At 64.6% G+C, this 23,335-nt stretch carries 20 protein-coding genes and 1 tRNA gene; 13 read left to right on the top strand and 8 right to left on the bottom strand.

Annotated elements, in window-relative coordinates:
• Both COCCU_RS11740 and thrE read right to left on the bottom strand, forming a co-directional pair.
• Positions 1-321 (bottom strand): hypothetical protein, encoded by a 321-nt coding sequence (locus tag COCCU_RS11740; protein WP_156231689.1) that lies wholly within the window; start codon positions 319-321, stop codon positions 1-3.
• A gap of 86 nt (positions 322-407) precedes the next feature.
• The gene (gene thrE, locus COCCU_RS11735) at positions 408-1,991 is read right to left on the bottom strand and encodes a threonine/serine exporter ThrE (RefSeq protein ID WP_156231687.1); all 1,584 of its coding nucleotides are present in this window, start codon (positions 1,989-1,991) and stop codon (positions 408-410) included.
• Positions 1,992-2,460: 469 nt separating this feature from the next.
• Here thrE and COCCU_RS11730 point away from each other — a divergent pair.
• From COCCU_RS11730 to COCCU_RS11720, 3 genes are all read left to right on the top strand, one after another.
• A tRNA-Thr gene (locus COCCU_RS11730) sits at positions 2,461-2,533 on the top strand.
• A 315-nt stretch (positions 2,534-2,848) separates the two neighbouring features.
• Positions 2,849-3,811, top strand: a complete 963-nt coding sequence (locus COCCU_RS11725) for a diaminopimelate dehydrogenase (RefSeq protein ID WP_156231685.1) — start codon at positions 2,849-2,851, stop codon at positions 3,809-3,811.
• 183 nt (positions 3,812-3,994) lie between these two features.
• On the top strand, positions 3,995-4,696 hold the full coding sequence (locus COCCU_RS11720) for an alpha/beta fold hydrolase (protein ID WP_156231683.1): 702 nt from the start codon (positions 3,995-3,997) through the stop codon (positions 4,694-4,696).
• On the opposite strand, the gene COCCU_RS11715 is transcribed toward COCCU_RS11720, so the two are convergent.
• From COCCU_RS11715 to COCCU_RS11705, 3 genes are all read right to left on the bottom strand, one after another.
• Entirely contained in the window at positions 4,693-6,066 is a 1,374-nt protein-coding gene (locus COCCU_RS11715; RefSeq protein WP_156231681.1) for an MFS transporter, read from the bottom strand. The two genes, COCCU_RS11720 and COCCU_RS11715, sit on opposite strands and share 4 nt — an antisense overlap.
• Positions 6,067-6,134: 68 nt before the next feature.
• Positions 6,135-6,674, bottom strand: a complete 540-nt coding sequence (locus tag COCCU_RS11710) for a TetR/AcrR family transcriptional regulator (protein ID WP_156231679.1) — start codon at positions 6,672-6,674, stop codon at positions 6,135-6,137.
• On the bottom strand, positions 6,661-8,154 hold the full coding sequence (locus COCCU_RS11705; protein ID WP_231598762.1) for an MFS transporter: 1,494 nt from the start codon (positions 8,152-8,154) through the stop codon (positions 6,661-6,663). The genes COCCU_RS11710 and COCCU_RS11705 overlap by 14 nt, the downstream gene beginning before the upstream one ends.
• A gap of 265 nt (positions 8,155-8,419) precedes the next feature.
• Between COCCU_RS11705 and COCCU_RS11700 the strand changes: the two genes are divergently transcribed.
• The 3 genes from COCCU_RS11700 to COCCU_RS11690 are packed head-to-tail and all read left to right on the top strand — an operon-like array spanning position 8,420 to position 12,130.
• Entirely contained in the window at positions 8,420-10,159 is a 1,740-nt protein-coding gene (locus COCCU_RS11700; RefSeq protein ID WP_156231675.1) for a pyruvate dehydrogenase, read from the top strand.
• Positions 10,160-10,212: 53 nt separating this feature from the next.
• Entirely contained in the window at positions 10,213-11,304 is a 1,092-nt protein-coding gene (locus tag COCCU_RS11695) for an alanine racemase (RefSeq protein ID WP_156231673.1), read from the top strand.
• 52 nt (positions 11,305-11,356) lie between these two features.
• Positions 11,357-12,130 (top strand): MerR family transcriptional regulator, encoded by a 774-nt coding sequence (locus tag COCCU_RS11690; RefSeq protein ID WP_156231671.1) that lies wholly within the window; start codon positions 11,357-11,359, stop codon positions 12,128-12,130.
• Here the strand turns inward: COCCU_RS11690 and COCCU_RS11685 are convergent, their stop codons facing one another.
• Positions 12,131-13,162, bottom strand: coding sequence for an RluA family pseudouridine synthase (locus tag COCCU_RS11685; RefSeq protein WP_156231669.1), 1,032 nt, complete (start codon positions 13,160-13,162; stop codon positions 12,131-12,133).
• Between the two features lie 212 nt (positions 13,163-13,374).
• Between COCCU_RS11685 and COCCU_RS11680 the strand changes: the two genes are divergently transcribed.
• Together COCCU_RS11680 and COCCU_RS11675 are read left to right on the top strand one after the other, a co-directional pair.
• Positions 13,375-14,085: a response regulator transcription factor gene (locus COCCU_RS11680; protein WP_156232835.1), complete on the top strand. Its 711-nt coding sequence runs from the start codon at positions 13,375-13,377 to the stop codon at positions 14,083-14,085.
• 20 nt (positions 14,086-14,105) lie between these two features.
• The gene (locus COCCU_RS11675; protein ID WP_156231667.1) at positions 14,106-15,563 is read left to right on the top strand and encodes a sensor histidine kinase; all 1,458 of its coding nucleotides are present in this window, start codon (positions 14,106-14,108) and stop codon (positions 15,561-15,563) included.
• A gap of 27 nt (positions 15,564-15,590) precedes the next feature.
• Here COCCU_RS11675 and COCCU_RS11670 read toward each other — a convergent pair whose 3' ends face one another.
• On the bottom strand, positions 15,591-16,238 hold the full coding sequence (locus COCCU_RS11670; RefSeq protein WP_156231665.1) for an alpha/beta fold hydrolase: 648 nt from the start codon (positions 16,236-16,238) through the stop codon (positions 15,591-15,593).
• 9 nt (positions 16,239-16,247) lie between these two features.
• A complete protein-coding gene (locus COCCU_RS11665; protein ID WP_156231663.1) occupies positions 16,248-16,673 on the bottom strand; it encodes an HIT family protein in 426 nt (141 codons plus the stop codon).
• A 797-nt stretch (positions 16,674-17,470) separates the two neighbouring features.
• Between COCCU_RS11665 and purD the strand changes: the two genes are divergently transcribed.
• From purD to purB, 5 genes are all read left to right on the top strand, one after another.
• Positions 17,471-18,742 carry a phosphoribosylamine--glycine ligase gene (purD, locus tag COCCU_RS11660; RefSeq protein ID WP_156231661.1) on the top strand — a complete coding sequence of 424 codons (1,272 nt, stop codon included), beginning with the start codon at positions 17,471-17,473 and terminating at the stop codon, positions 18,740-18,742.
• Positions 18,743-18,908: 166 nt separating this feature from the next.
• Positions 18,909-20,018, top strand: coding sequence for a pyridoxal phosphate-dependent aminotransferase (locus COCCU_RS11655; protein WP_197088516.1), 1,110 nt, complete (start codon positions 18,909-18,911; stop codon positions 20,016-20,018).
• A 142-nt stretch (positions 20,019-20,160) separates the two neighbouring features.
• The gene (locus tag COCCU_RS11650) at positions 20,161-20,523 is read left to right on the top strand and encodes a hypothetical protein (protein WP_156231657.1); all 363 of its coding nucleotides are present in this window, start codon (positions 20,161-20,163) and stop codon (positions 20,521-20,523) included.
• Positions 20,520-21,563: an LLM class flavin-dependent oxidoreductase gene (locus COCCU_RS11645; protein WP_156231655.1), complete on the top strand. Its 1,044-nt coding sequence runs from the start codon at positions 20,520-20,522 to the stop codon at positions 21,561-21,563. The genes COCCU_RS11650 and COCCU_RS11645 overlap by 4 nt, the downstream gene beginning before the upstream one ends.
• Positions 21,564-21,824: 261 nt before the next feature.
• The gene (gene purB / locus COCCU_RS11640) at positions 21,825-23,255 is read left to right on the top strand and encodes an adenylosuccinate lyase (protein ID WP_156231653.1); all 1,431 of its coding nucleotides are present in this window, start codon (positions 21,825-21,827) and stop codon (positions 23,253-23,255) included.
• Positions 23,256-23,335: the final 80 nt, after the last annotated feature.

Genomic DNA, 23,335 nt, shown 5'->3' with positions numbered 1-23,335 from the left:
TTAGGACTTCTTCGTGGTCTTCTTGGCGGGGGCCTTCTTGGTGGTCTTTTTAGCGGTGGTTTTCTTGGTGGTCTTCTTCGCGGGGGCCTTGCGGGTGCGCTTCGTCGTCTTCTTCGGCGCCGTAGTTTCCTCGTGCTCCGCGGCGACCTTCTTGTAGATCAGGCCCTCCGGCTCGACACCGAGCATGCACATCAGGGTCACGCCATCCAGGAAATCCTGGGAATAAGTGGCGACGATCCGACGGGCTGCGCGGGCGGTCTCCTCCTCCACGGCATGCAGTGACTCGGGGGAAGGGCGATTTTCGGTGACCTTGGGCGGCAAGGATCCTCCTGGTGTTTCAGCGGGTGGTCAAACAGAGTTCAGGGCTTCCATAATACGCTATCCACCCGAACCGGGGACGCGCAGGATCAGGTATCCTGCTGCTCCCCAACCTCCTGGATCTTATCGACGCCCTCCTGGGCGACCGCCTGCAGGTGCCCACCGCCCGGGTGGAACCCGGAGTGGGCGGCCTCCGCCGGCGGCACCGGGCCGATCGGACGGTTGACACGGCGCGGCAGACGTTTGACACTCTGGTTGGCGGCCACCGCCAACTTCCCGAAGGAGACCCGGCGGGCGGTGCGGAAAGCCCGGTAGGGGTTGAAACGGGCGGGACGACGGATTCGACGGGCCGCCCACTCACCGAGCACCACACCCGCGGCCAGGCCACAGGCGGTGGCTAGGGCGAGGGCGATATTGGTGAAACCGATCAGCATCTGCTCATTCAGGGAGGCGTACATGCCGCGGTAGACGGCCAGGCCGGGCAGCATCGGGGTGATGCCCACCACGGCGGTGATCAGCGGGGGGATCAGGAAACGACGTGCCAGCAGACCACCAGCGAGCCCGATGATCACCGCCGCCAGTGAAGAGGCGAAGACCTCGCCCAGGCCGATCTGCAGGAAGATGAAGTAGTAGCAGACCGACCCGGCGGTCGCGGTGATCGAGGACACCAGCACCGAGGACCACTCCGCATAACAGGCGATGGCGAAACCGGCGGCCGCCAACCCGCCGGCGAGCACCTTCACCGAGGAGGAACTGAAGTTCGGCAGGGCGATGGCCTCCAAGGGGGGCAGAGTGATGCCGATGAGCCCGGAGGCCTGGATACCGATGGCCACACCCGCGATGATCGCACCCGTGTAGAGCAGGGTCTCGAAGAAGCGGGCACTGGCGGTCACCGGAGCCCCGGTGATCCCGTCCTGCAGGGACTGCACCAGGGTCAGTCCCGCCAGCATGACGACGATGCCGGAGGCGATGATCTGGCTCGGCAGGATCTCCGTCCCGAGCTCGGCGGCCACCTCATAGATGATCGCGGCCGGGACGGTGGCGATGATGCCGCCGAAGACATTCTGGAAGAACACCGGCAGGCGGTGCCGGTCCAAAAACATGTTGACACCGATCAGCAGCATTGCCGTGAGTGTGGCGGTGATCGCCACCAGCACACCACCACCGAGCAGCGTCGCCACCGAGCCGCCCATCAGGCCCCAGCCCAGCACCGCGGTCACTGCCCCGTAGGAGGCGGGGGAGGTGACGATGTCATCGAGGATATTTTCCGCCACCTCCGGCGGGGTGGCACCCGCCTGGATTGAACGGATCAGCCGGTCCACCTCGGAGAGCTTGGAGAAATCCGTGGTCATCCGGCGCACCACCCGGAACACGTTGATGGGGGTGCGTCGGGTCGTGCCGATGGAGGTGTGCAGCGTGATGGTGTTCATCGTGATGTCCACGTGCACGTAGTGCAGACCAAAAGCAGAGGTCACCGCATGGATCTGCGTCTTGGAGTCACTATTGGAGGTGCCTGAGGACAGCAGGATCTCACCGATCCGGGAGGCCAGCTCCATTACGGCGGTGACCTGGCCGGGATCGGTCAGATCAACCGGGGCCAGCGGGGAGGGAGGTGGGGCCGCCTTGGCGGAGTCAATGGTGGCGAGGCGCCCGGAGCTGCCGATGAGTAGCATTCTGAGGCGTTCAATTAGGGACACGTCGACGGGGCTTTCTGGACGAAATCGACGGCGCACAGGGGGATGGGGGGCGTCGACGAAATGGAAAAGGATGTCCTCTGCCAGGGTAGGGGGAGATCCACGACCCTGGAGCGGCTGTCACGTGCCCACCCTTGAGGGGAGCCGGAACAGCAAGCAGAATTGAAGTGGAAAGAGCACCATGTGCAGCAGGGGCAGAGGGCACCTTAGCCGCTCACCCCGCTATTTGCAGAAATCGCGGCGGCGCAGGATCGGGAAGGTCCGTGGGCAGGGTTCTGAGCTGGGCCTTTAAAACTTCCCGGCGGGGTGCCACCGGGCTGTGGTGTGGTGGGTTTCCGGCGGTGCCGCAGCCCGGTGTCCGCCCCTGATTCCTCCCAGATTTGGACTAGTTATTCCGACCTCAGGTAACATCCCTCAGGGTGTCCGGGGTACAACCTGCGGACACGATGCTGGAGTGGCGCAATTGGTAGCGCAACGGTCTTGTAAACCGTAGGTTGCGAGTTCAAGTCTCGTCTCCAGCTCTGACTAGGCCGGCCAGGGACATCCCTGCCCGGCCTTCCTGTGTTTAAAGTCCCCAGATAACACCCCGGGGAGGTGATTCCACCGGGGGAAGTCCAGGCTGGGGGTGAAGATCATTTTCATCCCTACGGCCGGTCAGCCGGGTCGGATGGAACCCTAACCACCTGTTCACAGGGGCAGTGAACCGCTACTGCACCGCAAAGCGGGGGCTGGAAAATCCTGGGGTAGATCTTTCGGGCCGACGAGGTGCGGGACTTGAGTGCGCTAACCTCGTGCTTGGAAAACTTCATCGAGATTTGTGATTAGGGGAGTTACACATGGGCAAGATCCGCGCCGGCATCGTCGGTTATGGCAACCTCGGCAAGAGCGTCGAGAAGATCATCGGCATGCAGCCTGACATGGAGCTGGTGGGCATCTTCTCCCGCCGCGCCGAGCTGGACACCGACACCCCGGTCTTCCCGGTCGATGAGATCGCCGAGCACGCCGAGAAGGTTGACGTCCTCTACCTCTGCCTGGGCAGCGCCACCGATATCCCGGAGCAGGCCCCGCAGTACGCCAAGTTCGCCAACACCGTTGACACCTACGACAACCACCGTGATGTGCCGCGCCACCGTCAGGTCATGGATGCCGCCGCCCGCGAATCCGGCCATGTCGCCCTGGTTTCCACCGGCTGGGATCCGGGCATGTTCTCCCTCAACCGCACCCTGGCCAGCGCAGTTCTGCCCAACGCCCAGCAGCACAGCTTCTGGGGCCCGGGCCTGTCCCAGGGACACTCGGATGCGGTCCGTCGCATCGAAGGTGTGAAGAAGGGCGTCCAGTACACCCTGCCCTCCGAGGCAGGCCTGGAAGCCGCCCGCAAGGGTGAGGCCGGGGATCTGGACGGCAAGAGCGCGCATAAGCGTCAGTGCTGGATCGTCGCCGATGAGGCGGACCGGGAGCGCATCGAGAAGGATATCCGCACCATGCCGGACTACTTCGTCGGCTATGAGGTCGAGGTCAACTTCATCGACGAAGCCACCTTCGACGCGGAGCACAACGGCATGCCGCATGGCGGCCATGTGATCACCACCGGTGACACCGGAGGTTTCAACCACACCGTGGAGTACATCCTGAAGCTGGACCGTAACCCGGACTTCACCGCTGCGGTTCAGGTCGCCTACGGCCGTGCCGCTCACCGGATGCGCGAGCTGGGTCAGACCGGTGCCTTCACCGTGCTGGAGGTCGCCCCCTACCTGATCTCGCCCACCCCGCTGGATGAGCTGATCGCCCGGGACGTCTAAAACTCCGGATAACTCCCCCGGAGGGCAACCACCCCCCTGGAACCACAGGAACCACCACCATTTCCCTTGTGAAATGGTGGTGGTTCCTTAAAGTCCGGGCCCCCGGTTTGAGATGCCACCACTCCCAGGGCCAGCGGATGGGGGGTGAAGACAGCGGGCGCCCAATGGAGAAAACTCAGCTACATGAGTCCCACACGACAGTCCATCCTCTTCATCAGTGGTGCCGGGCTACCCACCTGGATCTGGGATCAGGTCCGCGAGCTGCTCTCATCCGATAACCCCAGTGCTGTGGCCACCCGCCCGGTTCTCCCCCAGGCTACGCTGCGTAGTTATGCCCGTACCGCCCTGGCGAACGCCCCCGCCGAAGCATTCACGGTGGTGGCCCATTCCTCCGGTGGGGTGGTGGCGGCGGAGCTGCTGCACCTCGCCCCGAAACGGGTCAAAGGGGTGCTCGAGATCAGCGCGGTGGTACCCCACGCGGGTAATTCCTACCTCTCTGCACTGCCTTTCCCCAATCGCCTGGTGCTCAGCGCCCTGATGCGATTCAGCGGCACCGGACCCCCAGATGCGGTGATCCGGAAAACCCTGGCGGGGCATCTGGACCCCGAAACCACAACCAGGCTGCTGGCTGATTTCGAACCCGAGAGTCAGCACTACTACCGGGACGTTGTCCGGAACTTCAGCTATCCGGACCACCTCGGTTATGTCTTCACCACCGAGGACCGCGAGGTGAGTCCGAAACTCCAGCGCGGTTTCCTGCAGAATCTCATCAGGGTGAATTACACGGCTTCGCTGGCCACCGGACACCTGCCGATGCTGGAGGACCCGCAGGGCACCGCCCAGACGGTCCGCGCATTCTTCCGTGCCTGGCCGGGCACTGCCTAAGGTCGGCTGGCCGGGGCGTCGATAAGCTGCGCAGTGTCCCCGGTGGGTTGGCGCACCCCGAGCAGCAGCAGCGCACCGATCAGCAGCACCAGCCCGATGCCGATGATCCCGGCGCGGTCATCGCCGAAGATGCCGACGAACCAGCCGAAGACCAGCGGGGTGATCCAGCTGACGGAGCGTCCGGTGGTGGCGTAGAGGCCGAACATCTGGCCGTCGCGGCCCTCCGGTGCCAGGCGGCTGAGGTAGGAACGGGAGGCGGACTGGGCGGGGCCAACGAAGAGGCAGAGCATGAGGCCGAAGATCCAGAACATCAGGGGCCCCTCCACGAAGAAGAGGATGGCGGCGGCCAGGATCATCAGCCCCAGGGAACCCAGGATCACCGGTTTGGGGCCGATCCGGTCATCGAGCCAGCCGCCGAAGACTGCGCCGAGGGCACTGCAGACATTGGCGGCGACACCGAAGAGCAGCACATCGGCGGGGGAGAGGCCGTAGACCGAGACCGCCAGGATCGCACCGAAGGTGAACACCCCGGCCAGGCCGTCGCGGAAGACGGCGGAGGCGAGCAGGAAGAACACCGCGTTGCGGTCTTCGCGCCAGAGTTCGGCGATGTCCCGGAAGAGTTTGCGGTAGGAGGCGAGGAAGCCGAGTTGTTTCTCCCCGGTGGGTGGGATCTCCGGGACGCGGAAGAACACCGGCAGGGCGAAGATCAGGAACCAGACCGCAGCGAGGAGGGCGACCATCCGGATATTGAAACCACCTTCGACGGGCAGGCCGAGGAATCCCCGGGTGTCCCCGGAGCCGGCGACGAAACCGAAGTAGCACACCAGGAGCAGCACGATGCCGCCGAAATAGCCCATGGCCCAACCGAAGCCGGAGACCCGGCCGACGTTCTCTTTCGTGGAGATCTGGTTGAGCATGGCGAAGTAGTTGACCTCGGCCAGTTCGAAGGTCACCGAGGCGATCGCCAGGATGCTGATGCCGATCCAGAAGTAGATCAGGTCATCATTGCGCACCGAGACCAACACCGCCATGAGCAGCACGGTGACCACGGTCCACAATCGCACCGAGCGGCGGCGGGTGCCGCGGATATCGGAGCGTTGTCCCATCACCGGGGCCAGCAGCGCCACCGACACCCCGGCCGCGCCCATCGCCCAGCCGTACCACTGGGCCGGGGAGGCGTCGATCTCCATCCCGAGCAGGTTCACACTGCCGTTGAGGTTCGCACCGACTGAATCGGTCAGGTAGACCGCGAAGATGAAGGTGATCAGCACCGCGTTGAGTGCGGCGGACCCCCAGTCCCACAGCCCCCAGGCGGTGACGGTGCGACGGTCAGTACGCAGGGCTGAGCGTGGTGGAGTGTCGATGATCATGGGCTAACCCTAACCGTCGAAAGCGCCTTCCGCCCGGGGAAAAGCAATGCTTATCGACACTGCGGTGCTCACCCCTCGGGAATCATCGCCAGGATCGCCTCAGCCAGGGCCCCACGCTGCTCAGGTGTCAGGGGATCCTCGTGGATGTGGTCATGCACCCACAGACCATCGGCCATCAGCTGCACCAGATAGGCGGCGCGCCGGGTGGGGTCATCGTTGATCTGCATCGGGGATGGCATCCACCGCTGGTTGACCGTGGCCCAGACCGCCCGGAAATCGGGGTGGCTGGGGGCGTCCAGGGCGACCAGCAGATCCGCGCGGGTGGCGGTCTGGCTCATGGACAACACGCTGGCGCGCAGGCGGGTGGCTTGGTTCATCTCAGCGGCGGGACCCCCGGCGAAGGAGATCAGATCCTCCTCCCATTCCTGTGCCAGGTGGCGGTGGATGCTGAGCAGGAGTTCATGGCGGGAGGGGAAGTGGTAGATCAGTCCGGACTTGGAGAATCCGGAGGCCTCGGCCAGGGACTCGAAGGTCAGTGCCTCCAGTCCGTGGGCTCCGATCATCTGGACCGCTGTCCGGAGGATCTGTTCTTTTTTATTGGGGCGCATAGGAGATTGCCCCCTTCGGGTTGCCGCGGAAACACCAGGCGGTGAGGGCGGTGACGAGCAGGGCCAGGACCGTGAGGATCACCAGGATGCCCAGGTAGGCGGAGTCATAGGCGTTGACGGCGGCGTCGTGAAGCTGGGGGTGGGCCAGGCCGGCGTTGATGTTTTCACCGATCTCGGGTGGGGCGGCCAGGGAGTAGAAGAGGGGGAGCAGGCTGCCCAGGATCGAGACCGAGAGCAGGGTGCCGAACTCATAGGAGACCTCCTCCACACCGGCGGCCATACCGGCTTTGCGGGGTGGGGCGGCCCCCAGGATGGCGGTGGAGGAGACCGACATGACGGAGCCGGAACCCAGCCCGATCAGCAGCAGTCCACAGATGAACGCCCACAGTGGGGCGTTGCTGAAGGCCCAGGCGGCCAGTCCCGTGCCCAGTGCGATAGCGGCGAAACCTCCGGAGATCAAGGTGCGGAAACCCAGGCGGTGCAGGTTCGCCCCGCCGATCACCGACATCGGCATGGCGGCGATGGTCATGATGGCCACCAACAGGCCGGCCTGAAAGGGACTGAAGCCGCCAGCCAGCTGGAAACGTTGGGTGGTCATCAGTTCGATGCCGATGACCAGGAACATCGCCAGTGCGGCGGCGATGACGCCCCCGCTGAACATCCGGGAACGGAAGATGCTGAACTCCAGCATGGGGTCCGCCAGGCGACGCTGCCGACGGAGGAAAAGCAGGGATCCGAGGGCGCAGGAGACCAGGGCCAGGAGCAGTAACCAGAGCTGTCGGTGGGGGTTCACGGACTCCTTGATCACCATGACCAGGCCTGCCATGGCCAGCAGCGAGTAGAGGGAGGAGGCCCAGTCCCAGTGTTTGGCCGGATTGGGCATGTTCGGCGGGGCCAGCAGGATGGTCAGCACTAGGGCGAGGGCGGCGACGGGCACATTGATCAGGAAGACTGAACCCCACCAGAAGAACTCCAGCAGGGCACCGCCGACCACCGGTCCCAGGGCGGCGCCGACCACGGCAACCGCACCCCAGATACCGATGGCGGTGTTTCTCTCCCGCTCATCATGGAAGGTGAGCTGGATGAGTGCCAGGGTGGCGGGCATCATCGTCGCCGCCCCCAGACCGAGCACCGCCCGGGCAGCCACCAGGGCCCAGGCGCTCGGGGCGAAGGCGGCGCCGAGGGAAGCCAGGCCGAAGATGGTCAGACCGATGGTGAACATCAGGCGGTGCCCGATCTTGTCGCCTAAGGTGCCGGTGCCCAGCAGAAGACCGGCCAGCACCAGGGAGTAGGCGTTGATGATCCACAGTCCCTCCAGCTCGGAGGTCTGGAGCTGGGTGCGCAGTTCCGGCAGGGCGGTGAAGAGGATGGAGTTGTCCAGGCCGATGAGCAGCAGTCCGGTGCTGATCACCGCCAGGAAGGTCCACCGTTGGGCCGGGGTGGAATCGATGTTCCGGAGATCTCTCAGGGGTGAACTCACGAGAGGTAACTGTACCGACCGGACGTTAGAGTTACTGATTCTGGTGGGGGTTTTTATGGCTGGGGGTGCGCAGCAGGCGCATCCCAGGGTGAAATCCATGATTTTTCACCCGTTCCAGCGACATATGCGCCTGCTACATTTCCCGCCCCGCTACGTTTCATCCCACCCTGATGGCGAAAATCCCCCGGTGCGGGGACACTGGAGGGCAGCCCCAGAGAAGAGCCTGACCAGAACAAGTGAACAACTTCCCCCAGGAGAAATTGCCATGGCCCAGACTTTCGCGGAACAACTGATCAAGACCCTGGAGAAGCAGGGTGTCAAGCGGATCTTCGGTCTGGTCGGTGACAGCCTGAACCCCATCGTGGATGCGGTACGCCGCTCCGAGATCGAGTGGGTGCATGTGCGCAATGAGGAGGCAGCCGCCTTCGCGGCCGGGGCAGAATCCCTGCTCACCGGAAATCTGGCGGTATGTGCGGCATCCTGCGGTCCCGGTAACACCCACCTGATCCAGGGACTCTATGACGCCCACCGCAATGGGGCGAAGGTGCTGGCGATCGCCAGCCACATCCCTTCCCTGCAGATCGGTTCCCACTTCTTCCAGGAGACCCACCCTGAGTTCCTCTTCCAGGAGGCCTCCGGCTACTGCGAGATGATCCACTCCGCGGCCCAGGGGGAACGCATCATCCACCATGCGATCCAGTCCACCATGTCCGGCAATGGTGTGTCGGTGGCGATCCTCCCTGGTGACATCGCCCAGCAACCCGCTGCGGAAGGCACCTTCGCCAACTCGACCATCTCCCGGGGGCGTCCCGTTGTCTTCCCGGATCCGGCGGAGGCCGCCGAGCTGGTCGCCGCCATCAATGAGGCCCGGAGCGTCACCCTCTTCTGTGGCGCCGGGGTGCAACATGCCCGGGCGGAGGTGGTGGAACTGGCGGCGAAGATCAAGGCACCGGTCGGTCATGCCCTGGGTGGCAAGCAGTACATCCAGCATGGCAACCCCTTCGACGTCGGCATGTCCGGCCTGCTGGGTTATGGTGCCTGCCTGGTGGCCAGCCGGGAGGCGGATCTGCTGATCCTGCTGGGCACCGACTTCCCCTACTCCGATTTCCTGCCCACCGAGAATGTCGCCCAGGTGGACATCAACGGCCGCAACATCGGCCGTCGCACCACCATCACCCACCCGGTCACCGGGGATGTGGCCGCCACGATCCAGAACATCCTCCCCCACCTGGAGGAGAAGCAGGACCGCAGTTTCCTGGACCGCATGCTGCGTGAGCATGAGAAGCAGCTCTCCGGGGTGGTGGCGGCCTACACCGAGGATGTGAAGGACCACGTGCCCATCCACCCCGAATATGCGGCTGACCTGCTCGATGGGTTCGCCGAAGAGGATGCGGTCTTCACGGTGGACACCGGCATGTGCAATGTCTGGCAGGCGCGCTACATCAACAACCCCACCGGGCAACGTGAATTCCTCGGTTCCTTCCGCCACGGCACCATGGCCAACGCCCTGCCCCAGGCGATCGGTGCACAGTTCGCGGACCGGGACCGCCAGGTGATCGCCATGTGCGGTGACGGCGGGCTGGGCATGCTGATGGGTGAACTGCTGACGGTGAAACTGCATGATCTGCCCCTCAAGGCCGTGGTCTTCAACAACTCCTCCCTGGGCATGGTCAAATTGGAGATGCTGGTGGAGGGCATGCCGGAATACCAGACCGATCATGAGCAGGTGAACTTCGCCGAGATCGCCCGTGGGGTGGGAATCAACGCCGTCCGCCTGGAGGATCCGGCGACACTCCGGGAGGACCTGCGCGATGCCCTGGCACTGCCCGGCCCGGTGCTCATCGACATCGTCACCGACCCCAATGCGTTGTCCATCCCGCCGAGCATCACCTGGGAGCAGATCATGGGCTTCGGTACCGCCGCAGCCAAGACCGTGTTCGGTGGCGGGGTGGGAAGGATGCTGGATCTGGCACGTTCCAACCTGCGCAATATCCCCCGGCCCTGAGTACGGGCCATCCCCCTGACACGCCGTCGATGGGCGCATTAACCTCGGGAGGCATGAACCGAGCGCTTAACCACCTCCCCGAAACCCCCACCGTTCTCATCGAGCGCGGCGTGCTGGGCCGCAACCTCAGCCAGATGGCCAGCTTCGCCGCCCAACAGGGCCTGAAACTGCGACCCCACGCCAAGACCCACAAGATCATCGAGATCGCGCGGGCCCAGCTTTCCGCCGGTGCCACCGGATTGAGTGTGGCCACCATCGGGGAGGCGGAGGTGTTCGCTGAGGCGGGGTGCCGGGATCTGTTCATCGCCTACCCGCTCTGGCCCAGCCCGGTGAAACAGGAGCGGATCAGGGCACTGCTGGCCAAGGGTGTGGAACTGCGGCTGGGGGTTGATTCCCCGCAGGCTGCGGCTGCGTGGGCCGGGGTGGACTTCGCCAACCTCGGGCTGATGATCGAACTCGACTCCGGCCACCACCGTTCCGGGGTGGCGGTGGATCAGGTGGTGGAGGTCGCCCGCGCGGTGGCCGGCTCGGGGCGGGTGCTCCGGGGGCTGTTCACCTTCCCCGGCCACAGTTACGCCCCCGAACAACCCGCCCTGGCCGCCCGGGATGAACACGACTGCCTGCTGGCTGCGCGAAGTCAGCTCCAGCAGGCCGGTTTCGAGGTTGACGGCCTGGAACTTTCCGGTGGTTCCACCCCTTCGGTGACACTCACCGAAACGGGGGCCGCCACGGAGATCCGCCCCGGGGTCTATGTGTTCAATGATGCCCAGCAGCTGGAGCTGGGGCGTTGCAGGTGGGAGGATATCGCCCTGACGGTGGCGGGCACCGTGGTGTCGCGCCGGAAGGATCTGGGCCAGGTGATCCTTGATGCCGGTTCCAAGATCCTGGGTTCGGATCGTCCTGCCTGGGCCAGCGGTTTCGCCCGGATCATGGAAGTCCCTGAGGCCCGGGTCAGCGCCCTCTCCGAGCATCACGCCACCGTGGTCTGGCCGGCGGGGGAGGCGTTGCCGGAGCTGGGCACGGTGCTGCGGGTGGTGCCCAACCATGTCTGTCTGGTGCTCAATCTGGTGGATGAGGTCACCGTGATCAACGCCGCCGAGGTGGTGGGCACCTGGGCGGTGGCTGCGCGGGGACGCAACAACTGATCTCCCCTCACACCTTGCAGTTGACGCAGCGTCAAGGAGGACAGTGGGTGCCATGAGCGATTATCAGATCGGAGAAGCCGCCGACATCCTTCAGGTGAGCACCCGCACGCTGCGACACTGGGATGCCATCGGCCTCCTGGAACCTGGGTGGCGGACCTGGTCCGGGCACCGCCTCTATACCGAGGAAGATCTGCAGCTCGCCCTGCAGATCCTGGTGTACCGGGAGGCGGGGGTCCCGCTGAAGGAGATCGCGGAGCTGCTCGCCGAACCTGGTAGCGGTACACAACGCCTGCAACACCAGCGTGAGCTCCTGGTGGAGCGGATCGCTCAGCTGCACCGGATGGTCCGGGCAGTGGATCAGATCCTTGAGGAGGATGAGATGAAGAAAAAGCCCTTGAGTGCCGGGGAAAAGATGGAGATCTTCGGCGGGGACTGGAAACCGGAGTATGAGCAGGAGGCGGAGCAGCGCTGGGGTGACACCCCGGAATGGGAACAGTCCAGAAACACCCAGCAGAAGATGGGGCGGGAGGACTGGGAGCGGGTGAAGGCCGAGCATGATGAGTTCATCACAAGGCTTATCGACGCCGCGCAGCGCGGCCTCACCCCCGGTTCCGGGGAAGCTGCCGAGCTGGTGGAGGCACACCGCCGGAGCATCTCCCAGTGGTATGAGGTCTCCCCCTCCAAGCAGGTGCTGCTGGCCCGGATGTATGTGGCCGATGAACGTTTCAACGCCACCTACCAGGGGCAGGCCGCCTACCTGCTCTCCCTGGTGGAAGCCCAGGCAGCAGCAGAGGGTGTGGATCTCAACGACGTGCAGTGGGATTGATCAGGAACGCTGGCGGGTTCCGCTGCCCCGGTTGTGCCCCGCATACCCACGGTAGCCGCCACCATGGCGCTGCCGGGGGTGTGCCCGCGGTGGTTGTGGGTCACGCCCCGCAAGCTGCGCCAGGGGGCGGTTCCAGCTGCGGGGATAAGGGGCGCTGAGCGTGAGGGTGGAGCCATCCGGCAGAGGGATTCCCAGCTCTGCGGCATGGAGGAGCATCAGGTCATGGGAGGTGGGGGAGCCATACTTCGGGTCCCCGATGATGGGATGGCCGGCATGTCTGCTGTGCACCCGGATCTGGTGTTTGCGGCCCGTGACCAGCTCGGCCTGCACCAGGGTGGCTTTGGCACCGAAACGGCGCTGGACCCGGAAACGGGTCAGGGCGGGCAGCCCCTCATCACTGACCAGCACCGTGGTCGGGGTGCGCTGCAGCGGAGCTTTGATCTCCTTCAGCTCCGCCGGCCAAGAGCCCTGCACCAGGGCCAGGTAGCGGCGTCGGAGGGAATGTCCCTCCCGCAGGATCTCCTGCAGGTGGCGCAGCATGATGGGTGATTTGGCCACCATCAGCAGGCCGGAGGTGTCACGGTCCAGGCGGTGCACCAGCTCCAGGCCGGGTTCCCCGGGGCGCAGCTGGCGCAGGGCCTCGATCACCCCGCCGGAAACCCCGGAGCCGACATGCACGGCCAGGCCGGCGGGTTTATTCAGCACGATCAGTGCCTCATCCTCATGGATGATGGATTCCTTGATCTCCCGTAGGAGAGGTGCGGGAAGCTCCGGTGGGGGAATGGCGTCCGGCAGCCGCAGCTGGGGAAGCTTGAGCAGGTCGCCTTCCTCCAGCCGGTAGCTGGGTTGGGCCCGCCGGCCATTGATCCTGACCTTGCCCTTGCGCAGCAGCCGGAAGAGCAGCGTGGCCGGCACTCCCTTGAGTTCGGCCCGCAGGTACTTGTCCAGGCGTCGGCCGGCATGGGTTGCGGGCACCTTCATCTCGCGGGCGGGAACCAGCCGCCCCTCGCTTATGTTCTTTTTCTCAGTCATTGCGCATCGACCATAGCAGCGTCAGGCCGCTGAGCAGCAAAGGTGGAGATCGCCGACACATTCCCTTCCTGACAGTGAACTCTCAGGATTCACCCAGCTGTGCTCCAGAGCGGTGGGGTTAACTCAAGTGGAGAAGAGTGGGAAAGCAGGGTCAGGTCTGACCCCGGATCACCCGGACCATCCCCGGCTGGGTGAAGAGAAAGTGGTGAATGATGAAAGACTCCAATGAAAAGGTCGTCAAGGTCCTGGTTGTCGATGATGAACCCAATATCGTTGAATTACTCACGGTCAGCCTGAAATTCCAGGGCTTTGATGTCCGCACTGCCCAATCCGGCGCCGATGCCCTGGGCATCGCCCGGGAATTCCGCCCCGATGCCTTCATCCTGGACGTGATGATGCCGGGCATGGACGGCTTCGAACTGCTCAGCAAACTGCGTGCCGACGGCCTCGACGGTCCCGTCCTCTACCTGACCGCCAAAGACGCGGTGGAACATCGTATCCACGGACTGACCATCGGCGCCGATGACTACGTGACCAAACCCTTCTCCCTGGAGGAGGTGATCACCCGCCTGCGGGTCATCCTGCGCCGCGGCCAGCCCAAGGACGAGCTCGAAGATGAAGCCACCCTCAGCTACGCCGACCTCGAACTCAATGATGACACCCATGAGGTAACCCGGGACGGAGAGCTGATCGAACTTTCCCCCACTGAATTCAACCTGCTGCGCTACCTGATGCTCAACGCTGAGGTGGTGCTTTCCAAGGCGAAGATCCTGGACAATGTCTGGCACTACGACTTCGGTGGGGACGGCAATGTCGTCGAATCCTACATCTCCTACCTGCGCCGCAAAATCGACACCGGTGACACCCCACTGATCCACACCGTCCGAGGTGTCGGATACGTCCTCCGCATGCCGCGCAACTAGAAGGTCCGGTTAAGAAACAGATGGCCGAAGAACAGTTCCCCAACCCCTACGCCGACCGCCGTCTCCCGGCGGATGAGGGGGGCGTCGAAAAGCGGGTGGGGGAGCACCGCTTCTCCATCAGCCGCACCATCCCCCTGCGAACCTGGCTGGTGGTGCTGATCATCTCCATCTCCGGGCTCGGACTGGCCGCCAGCGCGGTGGCGGTGTCGAGCATCATGAAGGAGAGCGTCTACACCCGCATCGACGATGAACTGCACAGCTCCCTCGACGGCTGGGCCAGCAGCTCCGAAATCTTCGTCGCCAACCTCGGTGCCAGACCACCCTCCGACTATGTGGTCCTGAAGATCTTCCCCGACGGCAACATCTTCGCCTTCAACGACCGCGGCGCCATCCCCGACGCCTCCCAACTGGTCATCGGCGCCGAACCCGCAACGGTGGGTTCCTCCGCCGACTCCACCGGCGACATCCGCTGGCGGGCCCTCGCCGTGGCAGAGGAGGGCATCACCACCGTGGTGGCCAAGGACCTCAACAGCGAAGACCACCTGCTGCGCCGACTCAACACCGGGCTGGTGGTGATCAGCCTCCTGGTGCTCTCCGTGATGGCTGCCATGGGCTACTACCTCATCCGTCGTGCCCTCCGTCCCCTCCGGGAAGTCGAACGCACCGCCCAGGCCATCGCCGCCGGAGACCTCGACCGCAGGGTGCCCCGATGGCCCGGCCACACCGAAGTCGGACAACTGTCACAGGCCCTGAACGTCATGCTGGAACAGGTACAGACCTCCGTGGAAAATGCGCAGGCCAAGGAAGGGCAGATGCGCCGCTTCGTCGGCGACGCCTCCCACGAACTCCGCACCCCACTGACCTCCGTCCGTGGCTACACCGAGCTCTACCGCTCCGGAGCCACCCAGGACATCGACCGGGTACTCACCAAAATCGACGATGAATCCCGCCGCATGAGCGCCCTGGTCGAGGACCTGCTCGCACTCACCCGCGCCGAAGAGGCGAAACTGGATAAAAGACCCGTGGACCTGCTCGAACTCGGCCTCGGGGTGGCCAGCACCGCCCGCGGCGCCTTCCCGGGACGGCAGATCAACATCGTCAATGACACCTCCGCGGTGCCGGTGGTCAACGGCGACCCCGGCAGACTCCATCAGGTGCTGCTCAACCTGGTCACCAACGGACTGGTGCACGGCGGCCCCGAATCAGCCGTCACCCTGCGCTACACCTTCTCCGGTGAAGACGTGGTCACCGAAGTCACCGACACCGGCCGCGGCATGGAACCAGAGGTCGCCGCCCACATCTTCGAACGCTTCTACCGGGAGGACTCCTCCCGCTCCCGAATCTCCGGGGGCTCCGGCCTGGGCCTGGCCATCGTGAAATCACTGGTCGAACAACACGGGGGCAGCATCGCGGTGCACAGCGCGCCGGGGGAGGGCACCACCTTCACGGTGCGGCTGAAACGGCTGCGGGACCTTTAGCGGCGAGGCCCAGCTCAGGGCGGAGTGCTACTCCCGCCAGGCCAGAGCCTGGAGGATCGCCTCGGTCTGCTGCGGCAGGTGCTCATGACGCACCCCCTTCAGACGGCGGATCTCACCCAGCTCCGCCGAAGAGACCGGCACGATGCTGTCGCGATCAGAGACCAGGGAGATGACCCTGGTGTGTTGGGGCAGAGCCGCGGACATGGGGGTGGACACCATGATCTGCCGGTAAGCGGGACCCCCGAGCGTGCCGAGGGCGGTGTGGAAGAGCTTCGCGCCGAGGGTGCTCCCGCGGGGCACACCCCGGTATATGGCGCCGATACCGACCAGGGTGCGGACCCTGGCAGGGAAATGGTGGGCCAGCTCCAGACCCAGCCGGCCACCCAGGGAATGGCCGACAATGTCGATCTGATCGTGCTGGGACAAGACCTCGGTGCCGAGCATGTCCTCCAGCTCCCGGAAGGAGCTGTGAATGTCCCCGGTGCCCCGGTCCCCGTAGGTCGGGGCGATCACGGGAACACCCTGTTCCAGCAGGGACCGGATGGCACCCTCGAAGTTACCGGGGGAGGCCAGCACCCCGTGCAGGAAGAGCACCGGGGTGGGGCCACCGGGGACGAGCCCCGGCAGTTCGGGTAATTCCCCACGGGTGGGGATGATGGTGGTCAGCCAGCTCATCCCTCAAGATTAGCGCGGGAAACCCTGCTCATCGGTATCGAGGGCCTCGCGCAGGCGGGCTGCTGCATCATCCATCTTGGCGGGGTCGGTGGCATCGGCACGCATGGTGTTGCTCAGGCTGTAGCCGGACATGTCATTGGCCGGGAAGACGTGGATGTGGGCGTGGGGGACCTCGAAACCGGCGATCAGATAACCGGCCCGCTCAGAGCCGAAGATCTCGATGATGGCACGGCCGATGTTCTGGGCCACCTCATTGACCTGGTTCCAGGTTTGCGGGTCAAGGTCGGTCCACTTGTCCACCTCCGCCACGGGGATGACCAGGACATGGCCATAGGCGACGGGTTCGATGCTGAGGAAAGCGACGGTGGTGTCATCGCGGTAGATGAAACGGCCCGGTAGTTCGCCGTTGATGATCTTGGTGAAAACGCTGCTCATGGATCTGAGGGTACTCGGAAAGCTTCTTCAGGGGTGCGGTTCACCGCCCCCTTTCCCGGCGGCGCCGGGGCTTCTGTCGCTCCTGTTACCTTGTGGGTGTCCCCATAATGGGGATAGTCGCTGGTGATATCTTTCGACGTAGGCGTCATCGGTGCCGTCCGGGCGGATGATGGCGAGTTTGCAACAGCACTGTCGAAGCCGCCCGCTTCACCCTGATCATCGGAATCACCTAAAAGAACTGATGCTAACGGTGATGCGTTGATGGCGGCTGAGCAGGAGCACCCAGCCATCGGTCAAGCCAGTCACCGCTCAGGAGGGCCGGGAAGATCAACAACCAGATGGCGCCGAGCCAGAACGCAGTCATCGAGTTAGTCACCAGCAAGGTAAGCCCCACCGGAATCGCGCTTAAAAGGTAGAGACGGGGAAGAAGCCACGTGGGTCGACGGCGACGTTTCCACACGGCCCACGCCAAGGCTGCTACGACAGCCGCACTGATAACCCACAGAACCGGGGGACCAGGGGCATCCACCAGGGCAGGAACTACGTCTCCGAACGCCAAGACTCCAAGCACACCTGTGGCCACGAGATTCCAGGTCACATAGGTCACCCGGCGGCCATGCTGCTCATCAGTCATGGTTCCACCCTAAAGGGTGCTGTTGGCATGGGCACTCCTACATTTAAAACCGCCATCTGCAGTTGCTAGAAAGCCGCCAAACGAAGCTGCAAGTCACACCCTTGACAAAACCCGGAGTAGCACCGCAATGGGGGGAGAGGGCGGGATGGTTAGAATATGAACCATGCGCATCCTCGTAATTGGTTCCGGTGCCCGCGAGCACGCCCTGCTGTTGGGCCTGCAGAAGGACCCCGCCACCACTGAACTTCACGTCGCCCCCGGTAATGCCGGTATGGCTGCGATCTCCGCTGTCCACCCCCTGGCCGATGTCACTGATGGGGCGGCCACCACCGCCCTGGCCCAGGAGATCGGGGCTGACCTTGTGGTCATCGGCCCGGAGATCCCGCTGGTCGCAGGGGTTGCCGATGTCCTGCGGGAAGCCGGTTTCGCGGTCTTCGGACCCTCCGGTGAGGCGGCGAAGATCGAGGGTTCCAAGGCCTTCGCCAAGGACGTCATGGCTGCCGCCGGTGTGAAGACCGCCCAGGCGCAGGCCCTGCACCCCGACGCCGCAGAGGATGAGATCGAGTCGGCCCTGGACAATTTCGGCCCCAATTGGGTGGTCAAGGATGATGGCCTGGCCGCCGGCAAGGGTGTGGTGGTGACCACCGACCGGGCCGCCGCCCGGGAGCACGTCGACGCGGTTCTTGCCGCCGGTAACCCGGTGCTGCTGGAGAGCTTCCTGGATGGCCCGGAGATTTCACTCTTCTGCCTGGTCGACGGCGAGACCGTCGTGCCCCTGCTGCCAGCCCAGGACCACAAGCGCGCCTATGACAATGATGAGGGCCCGAACACCGGTGGCATGGGTGCCTACACCCCGCTGCCCTGGCTGCCGGTGACGGGTGTGGACCGCATCGTCAATGAGGTCTGCGTCCCGGTGGCCAAGGAAATGGTCGCCCGCGGCACCCCCTACTCGGGTCTGCTCTACGCCGGTCTGGCCTGGGGTGCGGAGGGCCCCTCCGTGATCGAGTTCAACGCCCGTTTCGGTGATCCGGAGACCCAGGCGGTGCTGGCACTGCTGAAGACCCCCCTGGCCACCCTGCTGGACTCCGTCGCCCGGGGCACCCTGGCCGAACATGCTCCCTTGACCTGGGAGGAGGGTTCCGCCCTTACCGTGGTGCTGGCTGCCGATGGTTACCCGGCTTCCCCACGGAAGGGGGATGTGCTCAGCGGTGCCGAACCCTCCGAGACCGTGCTGCATGCCGGTACCGCCCGCAATGAGCAGGGGCAGCTGGTGGCCAATGGTGGCCGGGTGCTCAGCATCGTCGGGGTCGGCACCGACCTGGAGCAGGCCCGGGAGCGTGCCTACGCCACCCTCTCCGGAATCTCCCTGGAAGGCGGCCACTACCGCAGTGATATCGCACTGCCGGCCGTCAAGGGTGAGATCTCCCTGGGCTAGAAACCCCACCGGCAGGTCTTCCACACCTCTCGGGAAGGGTGGTGCCGGGTGACAGTCCGGCACCACCCTTTAGTTGGTTATAGAAATAGTGGAGAACTGCCTTAAGCTGTGTGCCATGAATGCCGCGCAGCTCAGCAATCGAAGCCAGGTAGAACCCTTCCGCGTCATGCGCATGCTGGACCTGGTCCAGCGCCGTGCCCGGGAGGGTAAGGAAACCATCATGCTCTGTGCGGGGCAGCCGGAAACCGGTGCCCCGGAAGCGGTGCTCCATGAGGCGGAGATCGCCCTGCGTTCCAGCCCACTGGGATACACCGAGGTGTTGGGGGACCGGCAGCTGCGGGAAGCTGTCGCAGCCTGGCATTCCGCCACCTACGGAGTGGACACCAACGCCGATAATGTCATCGTGACCACGGGTTCCTCCGGGGCCTTCGTCGCGGCTTTCCTGGCGGTGCTCGACCAGGGTGATTCGGTGGCGCTGAGTTGCCCGGGTTACCCCGCCTACCGCAATATACTCGGCGCCCTGGGCGCGCAGATCGTGGATCTGCAGTGCGGGGAAGAAACCCGTTTCCAGCCCACCGCGGCGATGCTGGAGGCACTGCCGGAGAAGCCGAAGGCGGTCATCGTCACCAGTCCGGGCAATCCCACCGGAACCATCATTGATCCGGCAGAGCTGGAGCGCATCGCCGAGTGGTGTGATCTCAACGGCACCGTGCTGATCTCTGATGAGGACTACCACGGCATGAGCTTCGGCCGGCCGACCGCCACTGCGCGCGCCTACTCCGAGAACGCCATCACCGTGGGCACCCTCTCCAAGTATTTCTCCATGACCGGTTGGCGGGTCGGCTGGATGATCGTCCCGGACTACATGGTGGATGCCCTGGAGAACCTGCTGGGTTCCCTGGCGCTGTGTGCCCCGGCGATCTCCCAGGTCGCCGGCCGGGCCGCCTTCACCCTGGAGGCCGCCGCCGAACTGGACCAGCATGTGGCCGTCTACCAGGAGACCCGTGAGGTATTCCTGGCGGAGCTGCCGAAGATCGGGCTGGGCACCTTCGCCGAGCCGGATGGTGGGCTCTACCTGTGGGTCGATGTCTCGGACTACACCCAGGACTCTGAGGCCTGGGCCAGGGAACTGGTGGAGGAGATCGGGGTGGCGGTGGCCCCGGGAGTGGACTTTGATCCGCACCATGGCAATCAGTGGGTCCGCCTGAGCCTGTGTGCCAGTGCCGCGGATGCCCGGGAGGCCTGCCGCCGCCTGGGTGAGTTCCTCGCCCGCTGAGTCAGAACCCGGCCTGGCCGGGCCGGGCCACATGCCGCGTTCGTCGATAAGTTTTCGATAGCGACCCCGGGGATGATTCCGGTCTTCCGAACGGGAGCCGCCCGCCCTGATGAACGGGGCGGGCGGTGCTAGTTTTGGGGGTATGACTGAGACGCTCGCGGTCTGTCCCGCCTTCCCCGCCACCAGGCAGGTGCCGGCTAAACGCTGGGATGAGATCATTCCCCAGTGTCTGGGTGGAGGGCGGTTGGATGCCGCCGGGCTCAAGACCGGGGTGTCCGGGATCCCGGCCGCGGTGTTCGCGCCCCGGTGGGCGGAAGTGATCCACTTTCCGCTGACGAAACGTATTTCCGGGGACAGCAGCCGTCATGGGGGATACCCTCTAGGTCATCAAGATCAGGGGCTGGTGCCGGTGCTGGGCCAGCTTGCTGAGCGGGCGGAAAGATGTTTCCTGGTGGATCAGCCGGGCGCCTCGGAGATCGTCAATCACAGCAGGAGCGTGTCATGAGTTTTGAGATCGGCATCTACCATTTCGGTGAACTCACCCCGGATCCGCACAGCGGCGCACCGGCCCCCAGCGCGCAGCAACGCCTGAAGGACCTGATCGAGCAGGCCGAGGTCGCAGACCAGGCCGGGCTGGACATCTTCGGCCTCGGCGAACACCACCGTGATGATTTCGCGGTTTCGGCTTCCGCGGTGGTTCTTTCGGCGATCGCGATGCGTACCTCACGGATCAGGTTGAGCAGCGCGGTGACGGTGCTCAGTTCCGAGGATCCGGTGCGGGTCTATGAACAGTACGCCACCCTGGACAATCTCTCCGATGGTCGCGCCGAGATGATCGTGGGCCGGGGCTCCTATGTGGAGTCCTTCCCCCTCTTCGGTTATGACCTGAGTCTCTACAATGACCTTTTTGAGGAGCGGCTGCAGCTGCTGGACCGGATCCAGAAGGAGAACCCGGTGACCTGGCAGGGCATGCTCCGCCCCCCACTGGAGGAGGCGGATATTTCCCCGCGGGCGCTGCAGGAGTACATCCCCACCTGGGTGGCGGTGGGTGGCACCCCGGCATCCGCGGTGCGGGCCGCGAAATTCGGCCTGCCCATGGCGTTGGGCATCCTGGGTGGCAGACTGGACGGCTTCAAGGGGATGGCTGATCTCTACCGGAAGTCCGCGGCAGACCATGGGGTGGATCCGGCGAAACTGAAGATCAGCGTCAACGGCCCCGGTTTCGTCGCTGAGACCACTCAGGAGGCCCAGGAGTTCTCCTACCCCTACTACGCGCGGGCGATGAAGGAAAATCAACACATGCAGGGTCGGGGCCAGGTCTTGCAGTACGAGGCCTACCAGGAGCACGCCTCCGATGATGGGGCGCTCTTTGTGGGCAGCCCCCAGCAGATCGTGGAGAAGATCCTGCGCCAGCACGAAGCCTATGGTCATGATCGGTACATCATGCAGCTCGGCTACGGCAACACCCCGCAGCGGGAGACCCTGCGGGCCATTGAACTGCTGGCCACCGAGGTGCTCCCGGCGGTGCGTCAGGAACTGGGCTAGGAATCGGCACTTGGGTTGGGGCTGCAAAGCACATTTACTAAGGCCCCGCTAGACCGCCCTTCTGGGGGCAGCGTGGTGGGGCGTGCCCTAGCCTGGCCCCACAACTGCTGAGGCAAGAAGATCAGACCAGCTCAACGGCGGTTTCCTGGATGGGTGGGGGAGTTGTCGGGGTGGCGTAGGACAATCCGGGGTTTCGGGGCTGGTGCCACCGCTGGAGCTGCGGTGGCTGGGGATATGGGCGGCTAATGCGATAATGGGGAAGTGGCTGAGAAAAAGAAGATCTCCAATGTCCTGTCCTCCCGTTATGCCTCCGCTGAGCTGAGCGAGCTCTGGAGCCCCGAGTCGAAGATCATCATGGAGCGCCAGCTCTGGATCGCCGTGATGAAGGCACAGAAGGGGCTCGGCGTGGACATCCCCGCTGAGGCCATTAACGCCTATGAATCCGTCATCAACCAGGTGGACCTGGCGTCCATCGCTGATCGCGAGAAGATCACCCGGCACGATGTGAAGGCCCGGATCGAGGAGTTCAACGCCCTCGCCGGCCATGAGCACATCCACAAGGGCATGACCTCCCGTGACCTGACCGAGAATGTGGAGCAGCTCCAGATCTACCGCTCCCTGGAGCTGGTGCGCGACAAGTCCGTCGCCGTCATCGCCCGGCTCGGTGGACACGCCCGCAACTACCAGAACCTGGTCATGGCGGGTCGTTCCCACAATGTAGCGGCTCAGGCCACCACCCTGGGCAAGCGTTTCGCCTCCGCTGCCGATGAGATGCTGATCGCCGTGGAACGGGTGGAGAACCTGCTCTCCCGCTACCCGCTGCGTGGCATCAAAGGCCCGATGGGCACCAGCCAGGACATGCTCGACCTGATGGGTGGCAATGAGGCCAAGCTGGCTTCCCTGGAAACCTCCATCGCCGACCACCTCGGCTTCAAGCGCACCTTTGACTCCGTGGGCCAGATCTATCCCCGCTCACTGGACTTCGATGCGGTGTCCGCTCTGGTTGAGCTGGGTGCCGGCCCCTCCTCCCTGGCGCACACCATCCGACTGATGGCCGGCAATGAGACCGTCACCGAGGGCTTCAAGGAGGGCCAGGTTGGCTCTTCCGCGATGCCGCACAAGATGAACGCCCGTTCCTGTGAGCGTGTCGGCGGACTGCAGGTCATCCTGCGCGGCTACCTCACCATGGTCGCTGACCTGGCCGGTCAGCAGTGGAATGAAGGCGATGTCTTCTGCTCCGTGGTCCGCCGCGTGGCACTGCCCGACGCCTTCTTCGCCCTGGACGGCATGTTCGAGACCTTCCTGACCGTCCTGGACGAGTTCGGTGCCTTCCCCGCCATGATCGGCCGTGAGCTGGAGCGCTACCTGCCCTTCCTGGCCACCACCCGCATCCTGATGGCGGCTGTCCGCGCCGGTGTCGGCCGTGAGACCGCCCATGAGGTCATCAAGGAGAATGCAGTGGCTGTCGCACTGAACATGCGTGAGAACGGTGGCGAGCAGGACCTGGTGGACCGTCTGGCCGCTGATGAGCGCCTGCCGTTGAGCAAGCAGGACCTGGAGGTCGCCCTCTCTGACCACAAGGCCTTCATCGGTGCCGCCGGCAGCCAAGTTGACCGCGTGCTGGTCAAGATCAACGATCTGATCAACCACCACCCGGAGGCCGCCCGCTACACCCCGGGCGAGATCCTCTAGGAAAAACTTCCCCGGGAAAACATCGAACCCCCTGCCAACCTCAGGTGTGAGGCTGGCAGGGGGTTTAATTCTTCCCCGGA

Source organism: Corynebacterium occultum (genome assembly GCF_009734425.1).
Classification (GTDB): domain Bacteria; phylum Actinomycetota; class Actinomycetes; order Mycobacteriales; family Mycobacteriaceae; genus Corynebacterium; species Corynebacterium occultum.
The sequence above is the reverse complement of the archived record's forward strand: the minus strand, read 5'-3'. Positions and strand labels throughout refer to the sequence as shown.